This is a genomic window from Pseudomonas sp. NBRC 111119 (assembly GCF_001320125.1).
Classification (GTDB): domain Bacteria; phylum Pseudomonadota; class Gammaproteobacteria; order Pseudomonadales; family Pseudomonadaceae; genus Aquipseudomonas; species Aquipseudomonas parafulva.
Window position 1 is genome coordinate 12,941 of record NZ_BCAV01000054.1, and the last position, 22,412, is coordinate 35,352.

The 22,412-nt window shown below is 65.0% G+C and carries 24 protein-coding genes; 1 reads left to right on the forward strand and 23 read right to left on the reverse strand.

Annotated elements, in window-relative coordinates:
- Positions 1 to 141: 141 nt before the first annotated feature.
- The 10 genes from APH25_RS19510 to APH25_RS19555 are packed head-to-tail and all read right to left on the reverse strand — an operon-like array spanning position 142 to position 8,633.
- A complete protein-coding gene (locus APH25_RS19510; RefSeq protein WP_031299380.1) occupies positions 142 to 894 on the reverse strand; it encodes a thioredoxin domain-containing protein in 753 nt (250 codons plus the stop codon).
- Between the two features lie 15 nt (positions 895 to 909).
- Positions 910 to 3,780: a conjugative transfer ATPase gene (locus APH25_RS19515; protein ID WP_003158645.1), complete on the reverse strand. Its 2,871-nt coding sequence runs from the start codon at positions 3,778 to 3,780 to the stop codon at positions 910 to 912.
- Positions 3,780 to 4,220, reverse strand: coding sequence for a TIGR03751 family conjugal transfer lipoprotein (locus tag APH25_RS19520; protein WP_003158644.1), 441 nt, complete (start codon positions 4,218 to 4,220; stop codon positions 3,780 to 3,782). Before APH25_RS19520 ends, APH25_RS19515 begins: the two co-directional genes overlap by 1 nt.
- The gene (locus tag APH25_RS19525; protein WP_003158643.1) at positions 4,201 to 5,619 is read right to left on the reverse strand and encodes a TIGR03752 family integrating conjugative element protein; all 1,419 of its coding nucleotides are present in this window, start codon (positions 5,617 to 5,619) and stop codon (positions 4,201 to 4,203) included. Before APH25_RS19525 ends, APH25_RS19520 begins: the two co-directional genes overlap by 20 nt.
- Positions 5,609 to 6,541: a TIGR03749 family integrating conjugative element protein gene (locus tag APH25_RS19530; RefSeq protein WP_003158641.1), complete on the reverse strand. Its 933-nt coding sequence runs from the start codon at positions 6,539 to 6,541 to the stop codon at positions 5,609 to 5,611. The genes APH25_RS19525 and APH25_RS19530 overlap by 11 nt, the downstream gene beginning before the upstream one ends.
- Positions 6,538 to 7,227, reverse strand: coding sequence for a PFL_4703 family integrating conjugative element protein (locus APH25_RS19535; RefSeq protein WP_003158640.1), 690 nt, complete (start codon positions 7,225 to 7,227; stop codon positions 6,538 to 6,540). The genes APH25_RS19530 and APH25_RS19535 overlap by 4 nt, the downstream gene beginning before the upstream one ends.
- A complete protein-coding gene (locus APH25_RS19540) occupies positions 7,224 to 7,634 on the reverse strand; it encodes a TIGR03750 family conjugal transfer protein (RefSeq protein WP_003158639.1) in 411 nt (136 codons plus the stop codon). Before APH25_RS19540 ends, APH25_RS19535 begins: the two co-directional genes overlap by 4 nt.
- Positions 7,635 to 7,646: 12 nt before the next feature.
- Positions 7,647 to 8,006: a TIGR03745 family integrating conjugative element membrane protein gene (locus tag APH25_RS19545; protein ID WP_003158638.1), complete on the reverse strand. Its 360-nt coding sequence runs from the start codon at positions 8,004 to 8,006 to the stop codon at positions 7,647 to 7,649.
- Positions 8,007 to 8,022: 16 nt separating this feature from the next.
- The gene (locus APH25_RS19550; protein WP_003050225.1) at positions 8,023 to 8,256 is read right to left on the reverse strand and encodes a TIGR03758 family integrating conjugative element protein; all 234 of its coding nucleotides are present in this window, start codon (positions 8,254 to 8,256) and stop codon (positions 8,023 to 8,025) included.
- Positions 8,253 to 8,633, reverse strand: coding sequence for an RAQPRD family integrative conjugative element protein (locus tag APH25_RS19555; protein ID WP_003158637.1), 381 nt, complete (start codon positions 8,631 to 8,633; stop codon positions 8,253 to 8,255). Before APH25_RS19555 ends, APH25_RS19550 begins: the two co-directional genes overlap by 4 nt.
- Before the next feature lie 161 nt (positions 8,634 to 8,794).
- Here APH25_RS19555 and APH25_RS19560 point away from each other — a divergent pair, with 161 nt between their 5' ends.
- Entirely contained in the window at positions 8,795 to 10,165 is a 1,371-nt protein-coding gene (locus tag APH25_RS19560) for a hypothetical protein (protein ID WP_003158636.1), read from the forward strand.
- On the opposite strand, the gene APH25_RS19565 is transcribed toward APH25_RS19560, so the two are convergent.
- The 13 genes from APH25_RS19565 to APH25_RS19625 all read right to left on the reverse strand — a co-directional run bounded on the left by APH25_RS19565 (position 10,166) and on the right by APH25_RS19625 (position 22,379).
- Complete coding sequence (locus APH25_RS19565; RefSeq protein WP_003158635.1) at positions 10,166 to 10,915, reverse strand: TIGR03747 family integrating conjugative element membrane protein; 750 nt, start codon at positions 10,913 to 10,915, stop codon at positions 10,166 to 10,168.
- Complete coding sequence (traD, locus tag APH25_RS19570) at positions 10,912 to 13,098, reverse strand: type IV conjugative transfer system coupling protein TraD (RefSeq protein ID WP_003158634.1); 2,187 nt, start codon at positions 13,096 to 13,098, stop codon at positions 10,912 to 10,914. Before traD ends, APH25_RS19565 begins: the two co-directional genes overlap by 4 nt.
- Positions 13,099 to 13,102: 4 nt before the next feature.
- Positions 13,103 to 13,651, reverse strand: coding sequence for an integrating conjugative element protein (locus APH25_RS19575; protein WP_003158633.1), 549 nt, complete (start codon positions 13,649 to 13,651; stop codon positions 13,103 to 13,105).
- Positions 13,648 to 14,253: a transglycosylase SLT domain-containing protein gene (locus APH25_RS19580; protein WP_003158632.1), complete on the reverse strand. Its 606-nt coding sequence runs from the start codon at positions 14,251 to 14,253 to the stop codon at positions 13,648 to 13,650. The genes APH25_RS19575 and APH25_RS19580 overlap by 4 nt, the downstream gene beginning before the upstream one ends.
- A complete protein-coding gene (locus APH25_RS19585; protein WP_003158631.1) occupies positions 14,235 to 14,972 on the reverse strand; it encodes a TIGR03759 family integrating conjugative element protein in 738 nt (245 codons plus the stop codon). Before APH25_RS19585 ends, APH25_RS19580 begins: the two co-directional genes overlap by 19 nt.
- A gap of 14 nt (positions 14,973 to 14,986) precedes the next feature.
- Positions 14,987 to 15,628, reverse strand: coding sequence for a hypothetical protein (locus tag APH25_RS19590; protein ID WP_003158630.1), 642 nt, complete (start codon positions 15,626 to 15,628; stop codon positions 14,987 to 14,989).
- Positions 15,625 to 16,203 carry a PilL N-terminal domain-containing protein gene (locus tag APH25_RS19595; protein WP_003158629.1) on the reverse strand — a complete coding sequence of 193 codons (579 nt, stop codon included), beginning with the start codon at positions 16,201 to 16,203 and terminating at the stop codon, positions 15,625 to 15,627. Before APH25_RS19595 ends, APH25_RS19590 begins: the two co-directional genes overlap by 4 nt.
- Before the next feature lie 233 nt (positions 16,204 to 16,436).
- On the reverse strand, positions 16,437 to 18,716 hold the full coding sequence (locus APH25_RS19600) for a helicase-related protein (RefSeq protein WP_003158628.1): 2,280 nt from the start codon (positions 18,714 to 18,716) through the stop codon (positions 16,437 to 16,439).
- A 137-nt stretch (positions 18,717 to 18,853) separates the two neighbouring features.
- Positions 18,854 to 19,165 (reverse strand): hypothetical protein, encoded by a 312-nt coding sequence (locus APH25_RS19605; protein ID WP_003158627.1) that lies wholly within the window; start codon positions 19,163 to 19,165, stop codon positions 18,854 to 18,856.
- 100 nt (positions 19,166 to 19,265) lie between these two features.
- Positions 19,266 to 20,387: a DUF6094 domain-containing protein gene (locus APH25_RS19610; RefSeq protein ID WP_003158626.1), complete on the reverse strand. Its 1,122-nt coding sequence runs from the start codon at positions 20,385 to 20,387 to the stop codon at positions 19,266 to 19,268.
- Between the two features lie 64 nt (positions 20,388 to 20,451).
- A complete protein-coding gene (locus tag APH25_RS19615; RefSeq protein WP_003158625.1) occupies positions 20,452 to 21,102 on the reverse strand; it encodes a hypothetical protein in 651 nt (216 codons plus the stop codon).
- Positions 21,103 to 21,184: 82 nt separating this feature from the next.
- Positions 21,185 to 21,586, reverse strand: a complete 402-nt coding sequence (locus tag APH25_RS19620; protein WP_003158624.1) for a hypothetical protein — start codon at positions 21,584 to 21,586, stop codon at positions 21,185 to 21,187.
- 94 nt (positions 21,587 to 21,680) lie between these two features.
- Positions 21,681 to 22,379, reverse strand: a complete 699-nt coding sequence (locus APH25_RS19625; RefSeq protein WP_003158623.1) for a DUF3275 family protein — start codon at positions 22,377 to 22,379, stop codon at positions 21,681 to 21,683.
- Positions 22,380 to 22,412: the final 33 nt, after the last annotated feature.

A 22,412-nucleotide genomic window follows, 5' to 3' on the forward strand; every position in this document is an offset into this window, starting at 1 on the left:
AGGGCAGGCCCTCCAGGGAATGGAACAACGGAACAAGGTGCATCCATCACCGCTGCTGCGGTGATCGTTCGCGCCCAGGATGCGAGGCGAACGGGTGACGGTCAGCGCAGCGTGCTGCGCCGTAGCCTCAAAGACCGCAGGCTACCTGGGCATGTCGCCGACAACGTCGGCAGGCATTTCGGTGGTCGGTGGAGCGGCGGCATCCTCAGCCACCAGCATGTCCATGGCCGACAGCAGTGCATCGCCTTCGATCGGCCCCTGCAACACGACTGCCTGATCGGTTTGGCGATCCTGCAGACGAATCGAAGGCGTCGCGGTCACGCCGCCCTTGGTGGCTTCCTCGGCCTGAGCGCGAATCACCCTATCCGGTCGCTCGCTGGCCAAACACTGCTCGACGGCTGGGTTGAGGCCGGGATAGCGCAGACCCTCGGGCAAGCCCAAGCCGTCGCTACGTGTGTGCGCATAGATCCATTCAATGGCCTGCCAGAACGCAGCATGCCCGCCACTTTCGGCGGCGCACTCGGCCAGGCGTGCCTCGGCGGAGGCGGCCGGTTCGTGCGCGGCCAGCGGCTGGTGGTGCCATTGCAGAGCTACGTCCGCGTTGGCACCCACCCAGCGCTTGAGCTGCGGGAAGTACGCTCGGCAGAACGGACATTCGAGGTCGGCATAGAGCGTCAGCGTGAAACGGCCCTGCGCGTTGCCCATCTGCCAGGGAGGCCCGGCCACCTGCGCGGTGCTGACCTGCGCGGGAGCCTGCAACGCGGGTTCACTGGGTGCGCGGGACACGAGCCAGATCAACAGCAGTGTGATCAGTCCAATCGCCACGAACCAGGGCCAGCGCCGATGGCGGAGCGCCTGTACCGGCATAGGAATGGAAGGACGTTTCGGTTTCACGGCATTCTCCGGCTGCTATTGCGGCAGGCCCAAGGCTGGCGACTCGATGCCACGCGCCTGGTCGATCTTCTCGGCCACCTTGAAGGCCGCGTCGAGTTCACTGATGCCGTGTTGCTGCATGAGCTGGTAACGCTCGGCTTTTTCCTCGGGTTCGGTCTGCGCGAGCGCGAGATAGAGGCTCGGTGGCACGGCCCGAAACAGCACTTCAAGGCTCTTGGAGAGGATGACGCCCTCGGTGAACTTCCCTGCTTCCTTGCGCGCGGAAAGCATCAGCGCCTTCTGCGCAGGCGAGAGTTCGCGGAACCGCGCGATCTTCTCCACCTCATCGGGCGGCATCGACAGGCAGATCCACCACTCGATCATGTTGAGCATGGGCTCTGCAGCGCGCGGCAAGTCGTCGATGTTTTGTGTGGCGAGCCAGAACCAGGCCCCCAGCTTGCGCCACATCTTGGTGATCTTCACCACGTAGGGGGCGAGCAGCGGGTTCTTGGTGATGATGTGTCCTTCGTCGGTGACGTTGATGATCGGGCGGCCCAGGTACTGATCGCGCTCGGCAATGTTGTTCACCGTGCTGATCAGGCTGATGTAGGCAATGGAGAGCTGCGCGTTGTAGCCCTCGCGGGCATAGGTCGCCAGATCGACCAGGGTGATGTCGGCTTCGGGCCACGGCGAACCGTCGCGGTCGAACATTTCGCCGTCCGTGCCTTGACAGAACATGTCCATGGCATCTGCCATCTCCAGCAGCCGCACGCGCCGCATCTCTGGCAGCGTTGGGTCCTGGCCGCGCTCGCGCAGCGCGTTGCGCACGTCGCGCGTGAGCACCGTGCGCTTCTCGGCCACGCAATGCTCGGCGGCGTCGAGGATGCACTGGCGGATGAGCGAGCGATCGGCCCGCGTCATCCGGGCCTCTTCTTTATCCTCGCCGCCGGTGATCATCAGCCGTGCGGTGATTTCCAACTCGCCGAGTACGTCGCGCTGCTCGTCCGCTTCCATGGCCGATGCATCGGGTGGCATGTCCTCGTCCAGCACATCGGCATCCAGCGTCTGCACGTCGCTCGGCGTTTCGATCAGCCGACGCGCGTCGGCGAACGGCGCCAGGCTGATGCCCGAGCCGGGGGCCAGCTTGACCCGGTTCACAGTCAGGCCCAGGCGCTTGGCGAAATCGCTGAACAAGCCGAAGCTGTTGCCGGCTTCCACGATGAAGAGGCGCGGCCGGTAGATGGCCGTGACCTGGTTCAAGAGGTTGTTGAGCGTTGCGCTTTTGCCGGAGCCGGTGGGGCCGAACAGGAACAGGTGCGCGTTCATCTGCCGATCCAGGCGGTTGAGCGGGTCAAAGGTGATCGGCCCGCCGCCTCGATTGAAGAACGTATTGCCCGGATGGCCCGTGCCCTGGCTGCGGCCCCAGGCCGGTGAGAGGTTCGCCACGTGCTGGGCGAACATCAGTTGGGTGAACCAGTTCCGTCGATCCTGGCTCGGGTTGTAGCAGCACGGCAGCCAGCGCAGATAACTGTTCAAAGGCGCGACTTCATCGTCCTCGCGCACGGGCTGCAAACCGGCGTTAAGCATCACGTTCGCCAGATCAAGGCCGCGCCGGTCCAGTTCGGCTTCATCCCGGCCGCGCAAATAGAACGCCAGTGTTCCCCGGTACAGCTTGTGCGCGCTGCCGATCAGCGAGCGGGCCTCCTGCACATCCTTGAGCGTCTGCTCCGATGCCAGTGTTTCGCCGACTGCCTTCTTCGCCAGGTGGTTCAGGTGCGATTCGAGGATGTCCTGGGGTGTCGCCACCATGGTCAGACACATCGTCGTGTCCTCGGGCATCTGATCGAACAGCGTATTGATCGCATCGCCTTTGCGGGTTTCGCCAGTCAAATGCCCCGTGCCGGGCGGCATGCGCAGCCGGTCAGTGACCAGCACACGATGCGGCATGCCGTCGAAGTGCCAGGTGCCGTGATCCGCGTCCGAGCGTGGCTGGCTGAAGAAAAGCCGCTGGCTGAAATCCCGCCCGCTCGCCAGCTCGATCTCGCCGTCTTCTGTCTCGTCGGGGTAGCGTGCCAGCGCATAGAAGCGTTCGCGGTCCTCGATCCCAGGGCCGAGCAGCGTGGGACGCGGGTTGAACCACCGCAGCAGCCAGTCATGGACGTCGGCCGCGGCCATGCGCCGGGCCTGGATGCCGGCGTTCGCCAGCCCGCCACACAAGCGATCGCAGACGATGTTCAGCATCTGCTCGGGCGTCTGGCCGCGGCGGTTCGCCTGCCCGGTGGCCCGGCGATAGACGACCATGCGCACGCGCCGCGTCTGGCCGCGCCAGCGCAGCCGTGTGACCACCGTGTCCTCGAACAGCCCGCCGGGCTTCGCTACCGCGCGCAGGTGGTGTCCGAAGAAGCGAAGGTAGAACTCGGTGAAAGCCGTATTGCGGGCGCGCGGCTGCACGTAGTCGCGCAGGGTCTGCATGTACTGGTCGAAGCTGGGTTCGTCCTGGGCGTAGAGCTGGAGTACCCAGGGGTTCTCGTCCAGTTCATCGAACGAGTCCTGGAGCGCGTTCTCCAAGGCGTCGCGGGCATGCGCGAGCCAGCCGGGTTCCCGGCCCTCGGTGCCCAGCGGCACCAGCTCGTAGAACGCCGCGACCGATTGCCCGTCTTCCAGCAGCATCGACTTCGACTGGGGCAGGAACTCCACCCAGGGCAGGAATTCCGCGAACGACGGCGCAACGTCGTACAGCGCCTGCTCGTCGGCCACGGTCGCCGGCCTGTGGCCATGGACCGCCGTGCCGGGTTCGGGGATGCCGGCCTGACGCAGGGCCTCGACGTGGCGCTGCCAGCCGTCCGGCTGCTCGTCATCGTCTGCGTCGGATGCAGTCAGCTTCGGCCAGGGGAGTTTCCAGCGCATCAGTAGTCCTCCACGCGCTCGCCGGGCATGGCGTACTGCACGCGCTGGTACAAGGGAAAAACCGTCGTATAGCCCGGCACGGGCACCGGGTCCGTGCCTGCCAGGTGCGGGTACACGTACATCACCAGGTCGGGATTCGGCAGGCGCTGGAACTGGCGATAGACCTCGTTGCGCGCTGTGCGCGTGTAGCGCATCTGCTCGGCGGGCGCGGCCTGTACATCCATCTCGGTCAGCGGCCGGCGCAGGCTCTGGCGCGCGTCGAGCAATTGCCTGCGTGCCACCTGGCCGGCGCCACCGCCGCCGTCACCGGCGTTCTGCTGCCAGATGTCCATCATCGTGCTGTCGCCGTGGGGCAGCAGCTTTTCCTTGCTGGTGGCGCAGCCGCCGAGCACCGCGACGGCAAGGGCCAGCGCCAGGCCCTTATTCAAGTTCGAGAGCATGGCTTTCTCCTGCACGGTGATCGACCTTGCGACCTTCGGGATCGAAATCGATGGCGAGCGGCTTTTCGAGGTGGACGGCGACCTTTGCGCCGGGTTGGACATAGACGGCGGCGAAGGCCTGGCCGTACAACTTGTTCACCCAATCGGCCATGTCCCGAACGCCGCCGGCCAGGATGCGGCCCACGGCTTCGTTGCCCGAGATGCCGACGCTTCCGATGGAGCCATCGGCGCCCACGTAGGACATCTGACCGCTGTCGCTGTCGATGAGCGAGGCGACGCCGGCACCCGCCGCGGTGATCAGCGCCTGTGAGCCGAGGTACTGCTGGGCGTTGCTGCGCCGCTCTCCGCTGACGCAGGGAATGCCATAGGGGTCGCTGATCCAGCCCAGGCCGTCGCGCTGCTGGTTGTTCTGCTGGTTGCCCTCGCGGTCTTCGGGAATCGTCCGAATGGTCCCGTCATGGAACACAAAGGTGATGCTGCGCACCTGGCCGCGCACGCAAGAGAGCGTCCAGTCACCCGAGGCCGTGCCGGAAAACACGGCGCCCGCCACGTCGGGAATGTCAATTCCGTTTGCCGTGAGGTTGTCGGGACCGACCAGGACTTTGAACGGATACGGATCGTTGACCGTACCGTCGATCGGCACGCGGCCGATCAGCGCCGTCATTGCCACCGATCCCATCAGCGTCGAGTTGGTCGGCACCGTATAGACCGGCTTGGCGCTCTTGACGCCTGCGGCGCGGGCGCCCGCGTTCGCCACGGTTTGTGCCGTGGTTTCCAGCGTGCTCTGCGCGGGGCCGAAGCTCGTCGGAAAGCTCATGCCGCCACCCGTGCCACGACTGCCGTTACGCCCATCAGTGGGCTTCGCGTCGTCCGGCTCGACCCAGCGCACGCCGCCTTCCATGCCTGCCTCGTCGCCGTTACGCAGCCCCAGGCCCACGGGTAGATCGGCGTGGCCGCCGCCGCGCCCGCCGATGCCTTCCAGGCGCCGCTGCAGGTCGGCGAGCAGTCCCTCGGTCTGCTGGCGCTCGCTGGCTGCCTGCTGCTGGTCGCGGCGCAGGTTGGAGCGCTCGGTCTCCAGCGCCGAATTGATGCGCTGGTCGATGGCGTTCTCGCGCTGGCGCAGGCGCTGGTTCTCTTCGCGCTGAGACTTGTTGTCCAAGAGCGTGGTCTGAAGCTCGGTGCGCAATTGCTTCACCTGCGCCACCAGGGTCGCCACGGTATCGCGGGGGGTATCGCCCTCGATGCCCAGCGCCTTCATCTCCTCGGGCGTGAGCTGGGCGCCGGCATCGGCTGCGGGCTGTGTCGACGTGCTCCCACCGGAGAACAGCCGGATGGCGACGAACAGCACCAACAGGGCCACGGGGATCATCAGCCACTTCAGGAGTCCGTTACTGCGCATGGCGAGTCTCCTTGCCATCCGCGGCCTCGTTGTCCCGTGTCTCGATTTGCGGCTGCGGCAGATGCGCAGCCGGGTCGAAGCGGTGGATAGCGGGCAGCAGCGACTGCGCGAGGCCACGCCCGCGCGTCACCAGGTACAGAACGGTGGTGTCCTCGGGCGTTCCGCGTGGACCCAGCGCCTCGTGCTGGAAGCTGGCCGTGAGGAAATCGCCTTGCAGCACACGCGGGTCGAGGGTGATCCAGCCGCTGCTGCCGTTGGTGAGACGCACGGCGGTGACCCACTGGTCTTCCAGCCGCCACGACGCGAGCGCGACCGCGCGCACCGGCAGCGTCGGCATCAGCGTGGTCAGGTCCATGTCGCGGCGCAGATTGACCCGCATGACACCCGGCAGCGCCTCGACCGTACGCAGCGGCGCATAGAGGTTCTGCGCGGCGAAGCGCGTCAGCGCGACCGAGACCGGGGTTTCGCGCCGCGCCGTCCGCGCGCCTGCCTGATTCTGGGTGTGCGCCGGGGGCGCGTCGGCACCCTCCGGCTGATCGCCATAGCGCGCCGGGGTGCTGTTGCCCTCGACGATGCGCACCGGCTCCAGCTCGGCTTCGCCGTCCTTGGCCGGCTCGGCGGCGATGTCCAGCAGGATCAATGCGCCCGTGTCGGCGTCCTGCAGTTGCAGCCGTGTTGGTTCGATCGGCGCACTGGCGCGCAGGTACACCGCACCGCCCGCGCTCTGCACGCGCAGACGTTCGCCCACGCCGGCAGGCACGCCCACGCGGACGTTCCTGTCGATGAACACGATGCGCTCCTGGCCGACACGCAACGGCACGGCCAGCGGCAGACGTTCCCAGCGCAGGATCTCCACCGCATGGGCGACAGGTGCTGCGACTACGACCAGCAGCCCCAGCAGTGCGAGTACAGGATGCTTCATGGGGTTTCTCCTTGGGGCGCTTGCGGAGCCAAACCACCGGGCGCCGGGCGCGTCGGCTCCGGGGCGCCGATGCGCTGCGGCGCCCCTTCGTAGCAGTCGAGTACCAGGCCGAACGGGTTGCGGGCGGGATCGATGTCCACGCGCGTGACCTTGATGGGGTAGCGCACCAGGGCGCGCTTGACCTGTTCCGCGCCGTAGTACTCGTCGGCGCTGATGTCCAGTGTCACCACCCAGTCGCGGTCGGAGACCACGCGCACGCGCGTCGTAGGGTCGTCGCCGTAGCCACGGCCCGGGATTTCGTAGATGCCGCGCACGCGCTGGCGCAACTCACCCGTGCTGCGGCGGTAGTCGTAGTCGGCTCGCAGGAAAGCCTGGCAGGACGGCGTGAGATACGGCGAGAGTGTGTGAAGGTTGCGTGCGTAGTCCTCTTCGCCATTCGTGGGCCAACGGTGGAGGGTCTGAAACACGTAGAACGTGAACGCATAGACCGATTCGGGCGGCACTTCCCACCACTTGCGGGTACTGCCGGAGCGCAGATCAGGCGGGACGTGGATGGTCAGGTCGCGCGGAGCGCTCCACCAGCCGCCGCCCATCACCAGGGCGACGATGACCAGCGCGCCAGCACCCAGGCGAAGCGTCTTGATGTGCGCCTGCAGATGGGTGATCTCGTTCTTGAAGCGGCTCATCGTGCCCCCCTTGCAGCAGACCTTCGGGTGGTCCAGAAGCCGGAGCGTGAGATCAGCACATGGCCGCCCACCCAGCCCGCCACCAGCGGATAGCGCGTGGCGATGCGCCACTGGAGTTGCCGATACAGCCAGGTGTCGGGACGCCCACGCTTGAGGCGACGCAGGATGCCGCCCCCGATGAACACGCCGAAGGCCACGCCCAGCACGACGAACGTGGGCGCGAGCGCGATCGTGCGGAACACCCAGGACAGCGGCGCACCGACCAGCAGGCCGGCGGCACCGGACAGGCCGCAGCAGATCCACAGCTCGTCGGCGGTGAGGCCGCGCACGACAACGGGATGGCGGTTGAGCCGGTGCGGAAGGAACGTGACCGTCCCGTCAGCACGGACGTGCTGCTGCTCGGACATACCGGCCTCGCCTTACAGGATGCCGGTGGCTTCGGTGAGCAGCCAAATGCCGATCACGAGCAGCACCGCGCCGATGGCGACCGTGAGGCCGAATTGGCCCCAGGTTTTGCGACCAGTGTGGATTTCCGCGTAGGTGCCGTAGGCGTGGTAGCACACGCCAATGAACATCGACGCCACAACCAGCAGGGCCACGAGCATGATGATGTCGTAGCCGTAGTTCCTGATCGTCTCCATGATGCCGCTGCCGGCGCCCCGGGTCGGGTTCTCCAACTGCGGCAGGCCTTGCGCGAACGACAGCGCCGGCAGCGCGGCGGCGCCCAGAGCCACGGTGGTGCGCTGGACAAAACGGGAAGTGAGGATGCGGTTTTGCATGGTCAGGCCTTTCAGGTCAGGAGAGGAGGAAGAAACTCAGGACGAGGTACATCGCGACGAAGCGGATGCAGACGCCGAGGAACTGGCGCTGGTTGAGGCGGCTCTCGGACCACCCTACGTAAGCCGTTCGGATGGCCCAGACGCCCCAGACGAGCAGGACCGCGAACACGACGCCGACCAGGACGGTCGCCATCGCGGAAGGCGCGATGCCGCTGTTGGCTTGAAATGCCGAGACTTGGGCGCCGTTCATGGCTTGGCCTCCGCGGTCGTCGGCGATGGCTCGACGGCCCGCTCGGTGCGGTAGTCGCCGGCCAGCTCGGCGGGGTCGCGCGGCTGAGCACGCGAAGGAGAGAGGTGCGCCTGGATGCCGGCGCGCACGCGCGCTAGGTCAGCCAGCAGCCGCGGGTAATCGAAGTGGTAGCGCTCGCCCGGCTGGACGGGAGCATGCGCGGCGCTGTCGGCGACGGTGCGCTCCAGCGCGTCGAGCTGGCGCAGCGCCGCGACCAATTCCTGACGCTGCGCGGGGGGCTCGGCCAACGCCATCGGGGACTGGCCCAGCAGGAGGGCCGTCACGAGAAAAGTGGGCACGCCGCGATGCGCGGCACGCAGCCAGGTTGAAGCCACCATCGCGCCATTCCTGTGTGATCAGCAATGGCTCGATCGTGGAGATCAGGGCTGCTTTAGGCCGCAAACAATAGGAACCCGCGGATGACCGGATTGATGGATGCCGAGGCTGTTGGTGTCAGCCTGGGCTATCCTGCGGTCAGAAGTAGATCGAGGAGGAATTTATGGGGCTAAAGACCGAGCTGAAAGCTCTGGTGGATGAGTTAGATCGCGTGCACAAGGGGGCCACTCCATGGTCCGAAGAGGCCGGCATTCCTGATTTCATCACCGCTGAGAACGGTATGCAGCGGTACTTCACCAAGAAGGCAAGAGAGGCGCTTGGGCAGTTCTCCAGCACCCTCCATCAGAATCGGACTCTGAACTCAGTGAAGATCGAACCCGAGGCCTTTCAGAAAATTGCCCGCCAAGCCGTTGCCGATATGCACGCCTCGGGTGAGCTTTCGGGGTTTGATGAATGCGATCAGGGCGGGCTGCTTCCCAAACTGAAATTGCTTATCGAGGAACGACTCGCAAGCATCACCAACGAACACACGCACTATTTCCCTGCCTGGACCCTGGGCATGGAGAGGAAGTCTCCGTTCTCCCTCGGCCCGGTGACATTCTTGAATAGGTCGGACTGGATAGATTCTGTAGATTTCCCTCAGCAGGGAAAGGATCACTATCTGAACCAACCAGAGGCGAACCACCGCTGGAAGGAAATTCTCAAGGATGCCTTGCAGAAGGCCAATGATGGCTCCTCCATCGAAGGGCTGGCCAACGCCGTCTACAGTGCGATAGTCGGATGTCCAGCCTTGGTCAAGGTAACAGTCCGTGGCTATGAGCGTGAATTCTCACGCAAGCTGGCGAGATTGGTTGGCAAGACAGCGCTTGACGCTATCTCTCTGGGCTTTGGAGCCCCCGAGTGCTTCCTGCAACAGGCGCTTCAAGACGAGCGCCTACCGCCTGCGGGTAGCGATCGCCTGGTCGAAACCAAAGGGTTTCTGTGGTTGCCTGGAAGCTCGCTCGGGAAGCGGATTCCTTCGCAACCTCCTGAACGAGTAAGGCAAGCGTTGGATGACATGACATCTATTCTTCCGGCATTCGCGGCGATCCTTGATGGGCTGCTTGATCCATCGAGTCACCCGCATCCCAAGCTTGCCAATCGATGGGCTACTGCGCTGGATTGGTTCGGCGAAGGAAACCGTGAGTTAAGCGATGCTATAGCGTTGGCGAAGCTCGGAACCTGCCTGGATGTACTGAGCTGCGGCGGCAGGAACGGCGGTATCTGTAAAATGGTCGTGCATCTGACCGGAACGAGTGACGACACGCAGGTAATACGAGGCAACCGTCCTCGCACGCTGAAGCAATTGGTCAAGGACATCTATGACCATGGTCGATCGCAGATACTGCATGGCACGCACTACGACAGACTGGAATCATTCGCGGCAGAGCGGCAGTATGCAGCCTACCTCGCACGGATCGTATTGATTGAGTGCGCAGTGCGACTACAGCGTTATGGTGGTCCAGATGATGACGGGGCGTTCAGCACAATATAGCTAGAGGTACTTTTTGAAGCTCCCCGCAGTCAGGGATATACCCAGTCCAAGCAAGGCGGTGCTCGGCAGCAGGATCAGCAGCGGATGCACCGATACCGGCAGCGCCAGGTACGTCACCCAAGGCAGCACGGCCAGCGGCATCAGGCTCGCCTTTGCGCGGTGGTAGATGAAGCCGGATTCCCGGCCCGCGCCGAAGCGCCGCACGTCACGGCGCACCAGGCCATCGATCAGACCTACGAATGCCGCCGTGAAGATCAGTGGCAGGGTGAGCACCAGGACCAACAGACGCACGAGAAAGGTCAGCGTCGTGAACGCTGCCGCAATCAGGTAGCTCTCGGTCCAAACATAGACTTGGCTGATGAAATAGCGGAAGTTGCGCGTCTGGCCCTGGCTCGACGCACGGGCGCGCTCGGCGGTCTGGCTCATGCGCTCCAGCAGCCCCGAACGCACGAACACCCATTCGTAGCCGGTATCTACCAACTCGTGCGCTGTGCGCCCCGGCTCCTGCACGATCACGCTGCGCGTGAAATGGCTAGACAGGTGCCCCAGCTCGTACTGCAGCATCTGCTGGGAGTGCCGCCAGCTTTGATCCTTCCAGAACAAGTGCATGCCCACGCACTCCATGACGATGGAGAACAGCAGCGAGCCGATCAGTACCCCAAGCAGCCGAAAAGGCAGCGTGATCGTGCCGATGACCAGACCCTGGCGGCGGCCTTGCTCCCTTCGTGTGGTGCCGGCGGCATCGCTCATGGTGCGGCCTCGTCTCTGGCCATATCGCCCGTGCCGGAGGCAGGAGCGTCGGCGGTGGCCACCTCATCGAGCAGGTCATCGGGCAAGGCCGTGTCCTGCAAGACCGGGGAACTGGTGAACTCCCACCACTGCGTGGCCTCACTGTAGCTCTGGCGCATGTAGCCCGCGAGTTGTTGCAGATCCTGCGGCATGACCTCATCGGGGTCCGGTGCCGGCAGCGGCATGCGAACCTTCCAAAGCTGGCCGCCCTGCAACAACGCGAAACACTGACCCTTGGGTAAGGCGACGACGTGCGACGGCTCGATCATCGGCACGCTGGACATGCTGATGCGGTCCTGCGTGTTGCTGGTGAAATCCGTCGCCCCGCGGATGTCGGAGCTGTCGGTCGCGCCGGAGACGATGGTGGTCGTATAGACCTCGACCTTCGGCAATTGCCGGGTCAGCAGTTCAGCGGTGGCCGTCTCGCGCACGCGCAGCATGAACAGGTTGTTGAAGTTGCCGATCACCTGACCGGCCTTCGCGCGGTTGCCGATGCGAGCCTCGATGTCCGAAAGGGTCTGGGTGTACGCGGTGACTTGCAGACCGGCGCCGCCGCCTTTGTTGATCAGCGGCACGAACTCGTCACCCATGAGTTCATTGAATTCATCCGCGTGGACGTTGATCGGCACGCGCGTGCCAGCCGATGCGCCCGGCAGGCCGTCATCGATCCCGTGCTTGTAGATATGGCCTGCCACCGAAACGAGATCGCTGAACATCGAGTTGCCGACCGCTGCGGCGACCTCGGCATCGGATAGCGCGTCCAGGCCCACATAGACGACGGCGCGCTTTCGGATGACCTGCATCCAATCGAAGATCGGGCGGGGGTCGGCCAGGTCGGAATAGTTCGGCGCCAGAAGCTGGGAAATCTTCCCGCTGGTGAGTTTCTCCAGCAGCGGCAGCAGCGATGCGACGATCTTGTCGAAATACGTCTTGTCGTAGCGAACCGCCGAGCGCAGGCCGTCGAGCACCGGGTCATAGTTACGGGCCTGGGAGAGGTACTGCTCCAGCGCCACCACGCGCTTCTCGCGCCCAATCATGTTGCGCGGGATGTTCTTCTCGTTGAGCTTGGCCTCGATCTGGACGATCACCTCCCAGGCCTTGGGCTCGGTCTTGGCGAAGTAGTGCTGGGCGTACTCGATGAACAGCGCGTCGATGTTGATGACGTGGCGCTGGATCAGCATGTAGTCCGGGCGCTGGCCCAGTTCCACCAGGGCGCGGGCGATGATATTGACGAAGCGCCACGCAAACTCGCGAAATGCCGCGCTGTTGCCTTCCCCGGAGAGCTGCCCTGCAACACGGGTGGCCACCTCGCTGATGCGCCCAAAGCGGCCCACAGCGTTGTAGCGCGCGGAAATGTCGGGCCAGCCCAAATGGAAGACATAGAACTCACCCTCACGACCCGCGCGTTTGGCCTCGACGTACACCCGCTTCAAAAGATCGGCATCGCCCTTGGGGTCTATGACGATGACGACCTCGTGCTCGCCGTCGGCGTTCTTGCGCCGAATGTCCTGGGTCACAAACAACTCGGCCAACCGCGTCTTGCCCACGCGCGTGGTGCCCAGCACCAGCGAATGCCCGACGCGCTCACCCAGCGGCAGGCTGACGTCCACCTCATCGGGTTCGATGCCGTGCAGGCGCGGCAGGCCGCCCACAGGCGGCAGCGGGCGCACCGGGTTGAAAGACACATCCCAGCCCGTGAGCGCGGGCAGCCGAGACAGCGGGAACGGCGCGAACTCCAGCCGTTCCTCCAGCCTGCGCGCCAGCCGGTAGGCCGGCGTCAACTCGACGTAGCGGCGAAATTCCGGTCGGTACGTCTGCATGAGCCGATGGGTGTGTTTCTGCTCCCACAGAAACCCGCGCCCCACGAACAGACGCTGCTGGCTGACCGGTACGTCCTTGCTGGTCATCACGTAGCGCGGCAAGCGGCGAATGTTGCGCCGGTAGCGCAGGATGACGCGGGCATCGCGGTAGCGGATGGCACCGTAGGCGCAGAACGCCAGCGCACTGCCGACGCCCATGGCCGGACTCAGCGCGAGCGACCACGGGGCCACCAGGGACAGAAACGCGGCGCCTGCACACGCCGCGACGGTATAGAACTCCACCGCTGGGCGCAGCAAAACCTCGACCGGCTGTTTCCCCGACATGGCTTCATTGCTCGATGCCGGTGGCTGTGATCAGCACCGGGTAATGTCGCAGAGCCAGGCGCTCGGCCAGGTCGTCACCGGCCACAGGCGCGAGGGCTACGCCCGGCACCAGGGCGCGCAGCCGTGCCAGGCCCTGCACGGTCTCGACGTTAACCACCAGGCCCACCGCGCCGCGCTGGCGCAGCGAGGCCGCCTGACGACGAAGCCAGGCGCGGGACGCCTCGTCGTCGCCGATGACCACAAAGGGCCGCAGGCCCGGCGCCTCTATCACCCGCCGCGCGACGGTGCCAGGTGTGAGCTTGGCACTGCGCACCGGCAACATCGCGGCCTCGTCCATGGGCGTGGCGGGCACCGGGAGCATTGGGATGGGCGGTCGGGCCGGCGCATCGGCGCGCGGCTGAAGGTTCAGAGCCTCGTAGTACGGCAGCGCCGACGCGCCGCCACGGTCTTCGACCACGATCAGCGGCTCGCCGGCACGCGAGGCCAGCGGCAGAGCCGCCAGCAGCACGAGCAGACCCTTCAGCGTGAAGTTGCTCAGAGGGAGGTTCGTCATGGGGATGTCTCCTGGCGCGCAGCGAGGGCCGCGGTGGTTGGGTGCGTGCCCTGCACACGGGCAAGGTGGCGCGACACGCTCCGCCTGTAACGGGCGGCAGGTTCTCCGCCCGCAGGACGGTGGTAGCGACCGATTGCCAGCAACCAGTCCTCGCCAGTGGTGTGCTGCTCTTTCAGGATTTCAGCGGCGATGGAAAGATTGCGGTACGGGTCGAGCAGGTCGCACGCGCTGGCGTAGCGCTGTTGGTGGTAGCCGAGGTTGATCTGGCCAAGGCCCGCGTCGATGCGCGTGTGCGGCGTGGCGCGCATCGCCTGCTGCAAACCGGCGCAGGCGTCGGCGCGTGTTGCGTAACGACGCGACTGGCCAGCGACGTTGAGCGACCACGGCCACGGGACGATGCGTCCATTGCGTCGGATGCCGCTCTCTTGCAAGGCTACGGCGTAGAGCACCGTCGAGGGGATGCCTGCGCGCTGTGCGGCAAGCTGGTAAGCCGGTGGCGGAAGCTCCTGGGCATGGGCGGCGCAGGCGCACAGGCCCGCCGCGATCACCAGTGCGCGCAAGCACTGCGAAACGGAGGTGGCCACTATGGCTGGCGCTGCCATTGACCGTTCACCTCGCGCACGACCGCAGGAAGGTCTCCGGGCAAGCTCAGCGACAGCCACCGCCCGCCATCATGGTTGAGCGTGATGCCACCGCTGCGCACGCGCGCCGGATCGACGTTCGCCCGCTTGGCCCAGTCGCGGATACGTGTGTCGTCCTGGCGGCTGCCGACCATGTACAGGTCGAACTCGGTACCAGAGGATTGCAGGCGCTGCACGAGCTGCCCGCAGGCCGCGCAGCCGTCCTTGATGAACACTGCCGTGCGGCCTGAACCGCGCAAGGGATTGGCGCTTGTGCCGGTGTCGGGCTTGTCGTCAGGCAGGTTCACCCGCTGCATGCCGGGATTCAGGCGCTGCCAGGCCTCGTCGTAGGCACGCTGGTAGGCGAGCAGCTTCTCGACACGGCGTGCCTCGATCTGTACCTGCAGCTCTGCGTAGCGGAGCCGTTCCTCGTCGGTGCGCGCCTCGATGCCCAGGGCGGACAGCGGGTCCAGGTTGGGTGAGTAGATACCCAGCGGCCCATCCATCAGTTCGCGATAGCGCGCCCACTCCTGCGGTTGCAAGCCCCAGTCGCTTGCCACCCGGTCGTCCAAGGCGCGAGTGACCAGCGGACGCTCCTGGCTCTGGGCATTGCCGGCGGGGGCCGTGGTCGGTTGCTGCGCCCAAGCGGACAACTGGGCAGACACCAGCAGAAGCGCGGAAAGGATAATGGCAGGCTTCATGTCATGTCCTCAGCTCAAGGGATCGCCACGCGACGGGTCTGGTCGCCGGCCTGAAACACGGCGGAGTTGCCCTCGACCGCCTGAAAGCGCCATGGGCCGAGCGAATCGCCGGGCAGCAGTACCTCAAGCTGGTCGGGCGTGAAGTCCCCGCTGCTCGGCGCGACGGACAGGCTGCGCTGGCCGGCGCGAAGTTCGGCGCCGACGATGCGGAACGGCAGTGGCAGCGGTTCCGGCTTGGCGTTAGGCCTGCGCGGTGTGCGCGGCTGAGCGGGTGCTGCGGTGCGCGCAACGGTCTGGCGCGTCTTGATTTGCTCGACCTCCGTGCGCAGCGCCTGAAGGTCGTCAGCAGCGGCATAGCCGCTCAGCGTTGTCTCGACCTGGGCAGCGCGTGCTTCCAGGAGTTCGCGGGTGTCTTTAAGGTCTGCCGCCGTTGCGACGGTTGGACGCTGCTGGATGGCCTCAATGGCCTCGGCCAGACCTACCGCCTGCGCTTCGAGACGTTGCAGGCGGGAATTAAGCAGCTCCTGGTCGACCTGCTCGTTCACCGCCTGGTAGCCGAGAGCGACGAAAACGCTGAGGCCGATCAGCCAGAGCCACATCAGGCTCTGCAACATCATGGCGGTGATCGGGCGACGGGGAGACTGCGCGGCATTCATGGCTGGCCTCCCGAAACCGAAGGCATCAGCGGAAACGTCTGCACCGCCTCGGCAGCAGGCGGTTCGTGTTCGTGCTCGGCGGTCGCACTGCCTCCAGCCTGCTCAAAGCAAATCTGCCGTGCCCGGTCATTCGCGTGCAGTTCCCAGGCCGGGCCAGCCAGGGTAAGCAGCGCATCGCGCAAGGTCATGGGGCCAAGATGCAGGTGCGCCGCCGGCAGCGGCAGCGCATACAACTCGGTCACGGCGTGGGCCATCTCGCAAAGCTGGTAACCACTGCGTTTGAGCACATGCCGCAGGCCATCGCCCACCGTGGCACGGGCATCCTCCGGCATGGACACATCGATGGTCTGCAACAGCAAGTCACGCTGCGCTGCCGAGGGTGCCAGCTCAACCAGCGTGTAGCGGCCATAGCGCACGACGGGAATGAACTCGGGTGCCTCGGGTTGGGGAACGGAGGCGATTTCCTCTATGGCGTCTGGTGCCAGTGGCGCGGTCGTGGTGGCGCAGCCGCTGGCCAGGGCAGCGGCCAGGAGACCAGCGCCGACCAGACGCCGGGATACATGGATGGCGGGCATGGCATCGGCTCTTCTGTTGCGATGCCGATACATTGGCGGCGCGATGCCGTGCGGTCAGCCAGGAATGCGAACTGGGTGGTGCCCGGTTTGCTGCCTTGGGCAAGCGCTCGGCCTTCACGGGAACACTTTGGAATGAGAGAAAAACGCAGCCCCGCCCACGAAGAACGCGGACGGGGCTGCAAGGTGGGAAGAACAGAAAGCCGGCGGCGCTAGGCCGGCTTGTGGCGTGGAAATCAGGCGGTGACCAATTGCCGGGCCAGCGCCACTTCGACGGAATCACCGTCCTGGTTCAGGACATCCAGCCCCGATTCGGGCACATCGCCCGAGGTGGACTGCGAGACCATGATCTTCTTGGCCATCAGTTCCAGGCAGGTCATCTGCGAGGAACCGGCATAGCCGAGGTAGATCACGCGCACGGGTTGCTTCTGCCCGATGCGCCAGGAGCGGCGTGCTGCCTGTTGGAGCGAGTACACGTTGTAGCCACTTTGCATGAACACAATCGTCGGGAACTCCAGCAGGTCCAGCCCCGTCTTGACCAGCTCGGGATTGGTGACGAGCACGTCGATGCCACGGTCCAGTTGCTCGGCGATCCAGTCTTCTCTGCGGCTGGCATCCACGCTTGCGCGCAGCACCGCCACCTTGAAGCCTTCCTGCTCCAGCAGCCCCTTCAGGCGCGACGTGGTATCGCGCGTGCCGGTATAGACCGTGTAGGCCAGAACCTTGCGGCCCTGTGTCTTCTCCTGCCTGCAGATCTCGATCAGCTCACGCTCCTTGGGGCTGATCTCGAACTCATTGAACTGAGCCGGGACAAACGCCAAGGTGTTGCGCGTGCGTGGATGCACCACGGTCTCCGACCGGAAGCAGCAATCCGGCCAGGCCAGCAGCACGTTGAGCACCACCCCCAGCAAGGTCGTATCGCGTCGCGCCAGAGCCTGTTTCAGCTCTGCGGTCAGCCGACCCGCCAAATCGCGGTAGGCCGCAGCTTGCGCCACGTCCATCTGGACTTCACGAAACTCCTCGTCATACGGTGGCAGGACGTTGCCACCGATGTCCTTGAGCTTGAGAAATATGGTGAACGGCAGGATGCAACGCAAGACCCCTTTCGGGCCGAAGCCGGGAGCCTTGACCGTGCGCACCGATACCTTGGTGCCCTTGGCCGTCTTGTGCGCCGTGCCGGCGCTCTCGGAGTAGATGTCCTTGAGGACGCCGTGATCGCGCATGAACGCCATCGCAGCCGAGGTCATGCTGCCGCTCGTGGTCGGGCGGTAGCCGTCTTCGATCATCCGCCCTGGCAGTGCCCGGAACAGCAGGTAGAACAGATCATCGCCGTAGCCGCCCATCAGCGTGCCGGTCAGCAGCAAGGTCTTGCGAGCCTTCGCCGCCAGCACGCCCATGGCCTGGCCCTGGGCACTGCCACCGTTCTTGTACTCGTGCGCCTCGTCGGCGATGAGCAGGTCGAACGTGCCTTGCGGCAGGTAGCGTTTGATGAACTCGGACGGTTGGTAGCCGCCCTCGCCAAAGCCAAACTCCATGTTGGCCATCGCACGTTCCATGCGCGTGGCCTGACGGTCGGAAAACACCAGCTCGCCATTGCCGTCCATCAGGTTGATGAACTCGTGGATGTTGTCACCCAGCATCGAGGCCAGGAAGCCGTCACCAAACTTCTGCATCAACTTCTGCGCGGTGACTTCCCCGATGGTCGGGATGCGCTTCAAGGCTTTGAGGACGACAGAGGACTGGTCACTGCCGGACAGACTACGCGGGCGGATCAGCGTCCACAGGGGCGCGGCGCAGTGGCTGCACTTCCTGCGGGACTCCTCGGCTTCGAGCGAGATCGGGTTGACCGGTTCGCCGTCGAGGTCCGTAATGACCGTGCCGCAGTTCGGGCATGCTGCCACGTCGCCGTGGCGGGTGCGCCGCTGGGTGAAGACCGGCTTCCAGTGGAACCCCATCCGCATCCGCACGCGCCCCAGGACGAAAAACTCCTGGCCCGTGGGCTGCACACCCAACTGCTCGCGCAGCTTGATGAGCTTGACCAGCGTATCCGGGCCATTGAGCACCCAGACCTTGGCGCCGGCCACCGTCTCCTGGATCTCGCGCCGCCACTTGTAGACCAGGTGGGGAGGCGAAAGTACCAGCGTGCGGCGGTAGCCTTCGGCGTTGAGCACCGCGGCCGTGGCGATGCCGACGGTCGTTTTGCCGCAGCCCATTTCGCCATTGACGATCGCAGCGCGTTCGCCTTGATCGACCAGCAGCTCGGCGGCAGCATGGACAACGTCGGCCTGGGCCTGGAACAGCTTGCGCTTGAGGCTGGCAACGACGAGTTGCCGCTGTGCTTGCGCTTGGCCGGTATAGACCGGCGGGTTGGCGCGGTTGAGAGAATCAAGCAGTTCGTCGCCGAACTCGCCGACAAAATCCTGAAGGCTCAGGGTCAGAGGGGATGATTCCGCTTCGAGCAGTTCGCCCGGTACGGGCGCTGCATTGCTGGCGGTGGTGTCGAGATCAACGGGCATGGTGATGCTCCATAAAAAGAATGGGGCATGCACCACCCCAGCGGGGCGATGACATGCCCCGTGGTGGGAAGAGAGACGGCGAACCGTCGGTGGTTGGACAGTACAGGCACTCCTTGGCCTGCGGTGACAACTCGCGGTCAGTACTCGTTGGGCAGCAACAGCGTGGTGACGCTGCGATCCCATTCGGTGATGATCCAAATCTTCAGGCCGGGTGTGACCTCGTAAGAAGAAAACAGACGATCCTCGCCGGACTTCAGCGCGGCATCGTTCTGCCGCCTGTCGCTGTCGTCGAGGTCGCCCCAATCGCCGCCGAGGTGGCGACGCAGGTAGGGAGTCGGGTTGAGCCGGCCCTGTCGGACCAGGTCATCGACGCCGCAGGTCATGACCACCTGGCCTGGCGAGAAGCGCAGGCTCGGTGTTTGGCTGATGGAAAGTGCTTGGGCTGCCATGGAAGGCTCCTGGATATGGAGGGGCCACGGCACCCCATCGGGGCGACTGGACCCCGGTAGGTGGAAAAATCGACGGCGAACCGTCGGCGGTGAAAAACAATCAGCGAATGGTCAACACCTCGCCCCGTGTCGGGGAATCAGGCGTCATGTCCCACGCGCGGATGACGGGAACAAACTTGTCGGTGAGGATGCGCGTCTCGGCGATCGAGCCGTCTTCGCGCTCGGTGAATTCCCGCTGGAGCGTCTTGTCCTTGTGGGTGTCACCTTTGACGACGAGCACGCGCCCCGTCTTGGATTGCACGACTCCCGAGATCGCGCCTGCGGCCAGAGCCAGGGCGAGATGCCAGTGGGACAAGGCCCGCGCCGGTGGACGTAGCGTCTGCTGCGCGGCCCCCAACTGCGTATCCCGCGACGGCCAGAGGCCTTGCAGTCTGCCAACCTCATCGGCGAACTGCTCCGGCTCCATCGTCACGCGGAAGAAATGCCCCGGCTCCGCCGGGCTGGCGGGGACGATGTACGGCAGGAACGGCCATTCGCTCGGCAGCTCCTCGGCTTCGATTTCGCCAAGCCCAATCTGCAGCAACAGACTGCGCACGGCCTTGACGGCATCGGGTGTCTGCTCACGCTGACGCACCCGTCGCCCGAAGATCACCACCTGCTTAAACTGCGTTTCCACCGCTCGATAGATCCGCAGGTCGGTGTAGTGGCGTGTCAGCCAGCCGACCAGCTCGGCATCGAGCACGTAGCCGGGGACGATGAAGACCAGCACGCCGCCGTACTGCAACAGGGGCAGCGTGCGCTGGTAGAACAGCTTTTCGAGGCGGGCTCGGCCCTGACCTTGATAGCCAATGTTGCCGTTGACGTCCTTGGACAGGTCGCCATACGGCGGATTGAGCCAGAGCAGACCGAAGGACTGCTTGGAGATCATCGTGTCCATCAGGTCCGCGTGCAGACAGTGATCGACCAGACCACGGGCATGGCGCGCCCGCTCTGCGTCGAACTCGACGGCGAACGCCTTGGCATGCTCGCGCCCCAGGGCATGAGCCGCTTCAGCGATTGCCACGCCTTCGCCGGCGCAGGGATCGAGGATGCACATCGGCCCATTGGATTCAGAGTTACTGGGCATCAATGCGTTGAGCGCTCTTTCGAGCGTGGGTTCGTCGGTCGGGAAGTACCCGTTTTTCACGAAATTGCGGGCGAGCCGCGGGAACATGAGAGCCATGGAAGTCTCCTGGTTGGCGGGGATGATTGGCGCAGGCACGCCTTGGCGTGCCTGCGCAGGTGGGTCAAGCCGCTACCGTTTCCGGCGTCCAAATCTTGGCCGGATAGGGATAGGCGGTGAGCACGTCACTGCGGATCAGCGAGCCGAGCGCCTGGGTCAGCGCCGGCACGTCGATGGCGAGCCGATGGCCCACCAAAGGCCCGAGGGCGAACGGCAGGCGGGTCAGCATCTCGCGGCTTTGCAGCAGTTCCAGCACGGTTTCGCGCCAGTGGTCGAGCAATGGCAGTGGGCAGGTGTCCTGCACCAACGTCCACAGGCGGTCAAGCCGGTGGTCGCTATCGCGGGGCAGCAATGCCAGTGCGCTGGCGTTGGCCTTGTCGGGCTTGACGCAGCGCCGATCGAACAGCCACACGTTGGACAGCGAACCGAACAGCGTTCGCCGGTAGGCGCGGGTCATGCGCTTTTCCAGGCGATCGACGTTGCCGACGAACACCGGGACGCTGCCGCCCTGGTCGGTGATGACGTGGAACTGCTCCAGGCCTTGCTCGTCACGCCCGAGGGTCAGGCGAGCAAGGAACTGCTGGACGGCGGTGTCCCGCGCCCAGATCGACAGGAAGATCAGATTGCCCTGGTCATCGCCGACGCAAGCGTCGGCCATCACGTCCGGGCATTCGTCGATGCGATACAGCGTGGTGGAAGAAGGGTTTGCGGGCATAGTGGTGTCCTCGGATAAGCGGGAACAGCAGCGCCGCTGGGGCAAGTGCTGCCCCTTGGGGTGGTAGGGCAAACGCCCTGGCTCAGGCCGTCAGCGTCGTAGCCGGGGCTGCTTTGGGTATGCGCCTCTGCGCGTGGTAGGCGCGAACGCCTGCACGCCAGTCGGCGGATTGCTCCGGTGCGAGATCCAGATAGGACAGCGGGCACGAGTAGTAGTACGGGTGCATGGATTCGTCCAGCGGCTTGTAGCCCCACTGGCCGCCGCTGCGTTGCAGCAGATCGCAGCGGATATAGCGCAGGGACTGACCTGGCGCGAGATCACGATGTACGCCGTCGGCTTTGGCCGTCACTTGCGTAACAGACCAGAGGACGTTGCCACGCAGTGCGTGGGCGATGACCTTCACGCTGGTGCGCTCGGTCTCTTGCGGTGTGATCAGTTCCGCGATCAGTTCAGACCGCGATTGGGGGGAGAAATACCAGCCCATGAGAGGCCTCCGGGAGAAATGAAGCCGGAGGCTTCCCCCGAGGGGAAGGCCCCCGGCGGGTGGGTGAGGAACACCGCAGATGCAGCGTTCCGTACTACGCGGGTTGCAGTTCGGCCTGGCGGCTCCACTCTTGCGTCTTGAAGTCCAGCGCATAACCCAGTTCGCTCAAGCGAGCGATCTGCGCGCGCAGGGTGCGGCGGTCGATGGTCGAATCCAGTTTCACGGACTCATCCAGCGGCCACAGCAGGCCGAACAGCGCGGCATCGCCCTCTTCGGTACTGCCGGAGGCAGTCGCCGTAGCGGGCGTCGGCGCATCCACACCAAAGGGGGTGGTATCGACCAGCGGGTCTGCGGATGCCTGCACAGGTGCGGGCTTGGCGGGCCTGGACGTTTTGGCTGGTTTGGCTGGTTTGGCCGGCGTTACCGCAGGCTGTTCGCCCAGCTCTTCATCAAGTGGATCGAGGTCCTGAGTGGCGAAGCTGCGTGCCTCGTCACGGCTCAGTTTGTCGATGTCGTAGAGCGTCATTCCGTCCAGACTGGCGCGGATTTCGAAACGCATGCCACCACCGACCGGGTAGGACTTCGGGAAGATGTACCTGATGATGAACTCCCCGTCGTACTTGCCTTCGGGGTATTGCTCCAGCTCCGGGTCCTTGACCTCGAACGTACCGAGGTGCGTGGCGAGGCGACCGACGGTGAAGGGGCCGTTCTTGCCGCGAATGGTGCGCAGCGTGAGTTGGCCGGGGACGACAATGGGCGAAACCGATTTATCGGATGCCGATGTGGCTGCCATGATGGTTCTCCTTAGCGATTGGGAAAACGACAA

What these genes read in the sequence shown, in the direction of transcription:
- APH25_RS19625 (WP_003158623.1), bottom strand. Translation starts at nt 22,379, where the DNA reads ATGGCAGCCACATCGGCATCCGATAAATCGGTTTCGCCCATTGTCGTC.
- APH25_RS19545 (WP_003158638.1), bottom strand. Translation starts at nt 8,006, where the DNA reads ATGCAAAACCGCATCCTCACTTCCCGTTTTGTCCAGCGCACCACCGTG.
- APH25_RS19525 (WP_003158643.1), bottom strand. Translation starts at nt 5,619, where the DNA reads ATGCGCAGTAACGGACTCCTGAAGTGGCTGATGATCCCCGTGGCCCTG.
- APH25_RS19575 (WP_003158633.1), bottom strand. Translation starts at nt 13,651, where the DNA reads ATGACGAACCTCCCTCTGAGCAACTTCACGCTGAAGGGTCTGCTCGTG.
- APH25_RS19610 (WP_003158626.1), bottom strand. Translation starts at nt 20,387, where the DNA reads ATGGCTCTCATGTTCCCGCGGCTCGCCCGCAATTTCGTGAAAAACGGG.
- APH25_RS19540 (WP_003158639.1), bottom strand. Translation starts at nt 7,634, where the DNA reads ATGTCCGAGCAGCAGCACGTCCGTGCTGACGGGACGGTCACGTTCCTT.
- APH25_RS19530 (WP_003158641.1), bottom strand. Translation starts at nt 6,541, where the DNA reads ATGAAGCATCCTGTACTCGCACTGCTGGGGCTGCTGGTCGTAGTCGCA.
- APH25_RS19550 (WP_003050225.1), bottom strand. Translation starts at nt 8,256, where the DNA reads ATGAACGGCGCCCAAGTCTCGGCATTTCAAGCCAACAGCGGCATCGCG.
- traD (WP_003158634.1), bottom strand. Translation starts at nt 13,098, where the DNA reads ATGTCGGGGAAACAGCCGGTCGAGGTTTTGCTGCGCCCAGCGGTGGAG.
- APH25_RS19515 (WP_003158645.1), bottom strand. Translation starts at nt 3,780, where the DNA reads ATGCGCTGGAAACTCCCCTGGCCGAAGCTGACTGCATCCGACGCAGAC.
- APH25_RS19595 (WP_003158629.1), bottom strand. Translation starts at nt 16,203, where the DNA reads ATGCCCGCCATCCATGTATCCCGGCGTCTGGTCGGCGCTGGTCTCCTG.
- APH25_RS19615 (WP_003158625.1), bottom strand. Translation starts at nt 21,102, where the DNA reads ATGCCCGCAAACCCTTCTTCCACCACGCTGTATCGCATCGACGAATGC.
- APH25_RS19605 (WP_003158627.1), bottom strand. Translation starts at nt 19,165, where the DNA reads ATGGCAGCCCAAGCACTTTCCATCAGCCAAACACCGAGCCTGCGCTTC.
- APH25_RS19520 (WP_003158644.1), bottom strand. Translation starts at nt 4,220, where the DNA reads ATGCTCTCGAACTTGAATAAGGGCCTGGCGCTGGCCCTTGCCGTCGCG.
- APH25_RS19535 (WP_003158640.1), bottom strand. Translation starts at nt 7,227, where the DNA reads ATGAGCCGCTTCAAGAACGAGATCACCCATCTGCAGGCGCACATCAAG.
- APH25_RS19620 (WP_003158624.1), bottom strand. Translation starts at nt 21,586, where the DNA reads ATGGGCTGGTATTTCTCCCCCCAATCGCGGTCTGAACTGATCGCGGAA.
- APH25_RS19585 (WP_003158631.1), bottom strand. Translation starts at nt 14,972, where the DNA reads ATGAAGCCTGCCATTATCCTTTCCGCGCTTCTGCTGGTGTCTGCCCAG.
- APH25_RS19600 (WP_003158628.1), bottom strand. Translation starts at nt 18,716, where the DNA reads ATGCCCGTTGATCTCGACACCACCGCCAGCAATGCAGCGCCCGTACCG.
- APH25_RS19580 (WP_003158632.1), bottom strand. Translation starts at nt 14,253, where the DNA reads ATGGCAGCGCCAGCCATAGTGGCCACCTCCGTTTCGCAGTGCTTGCGC.
- APH25_RS19555 (WP_003158637.1), bottom strand. Translation starts at nt 8,633, where the DNA reads ATGGTGGCTTCAACCTGGCTGCGTGCCGCGCATCGCGGCGTGCCCACT.
- APH25_RS19590 (WP_003158630.1), bottom strand. Translation starts at nt 15,628, where the DNA reads ATGAATGCCGCGCAGTCTCCCCGTCGCCCGATCACCGCCATGATGTTG.
- APH25_RS19565 (WP_003158635.1), bottom strand. Translation starts at nt 10,915, where the DNA reads ATGAGCGATGCCGCCGGCACCACACGAAGGGAGCAAGGCCGCCGCCAG.
- APH25_RS19560 (WP_003158636.1), top strand. Translation starts at nt 8,795, where the DNA reads ATGGGGCTAAAGACCGAGCTGAAAGCTCTGGTGGATGAGTTAGATCGC.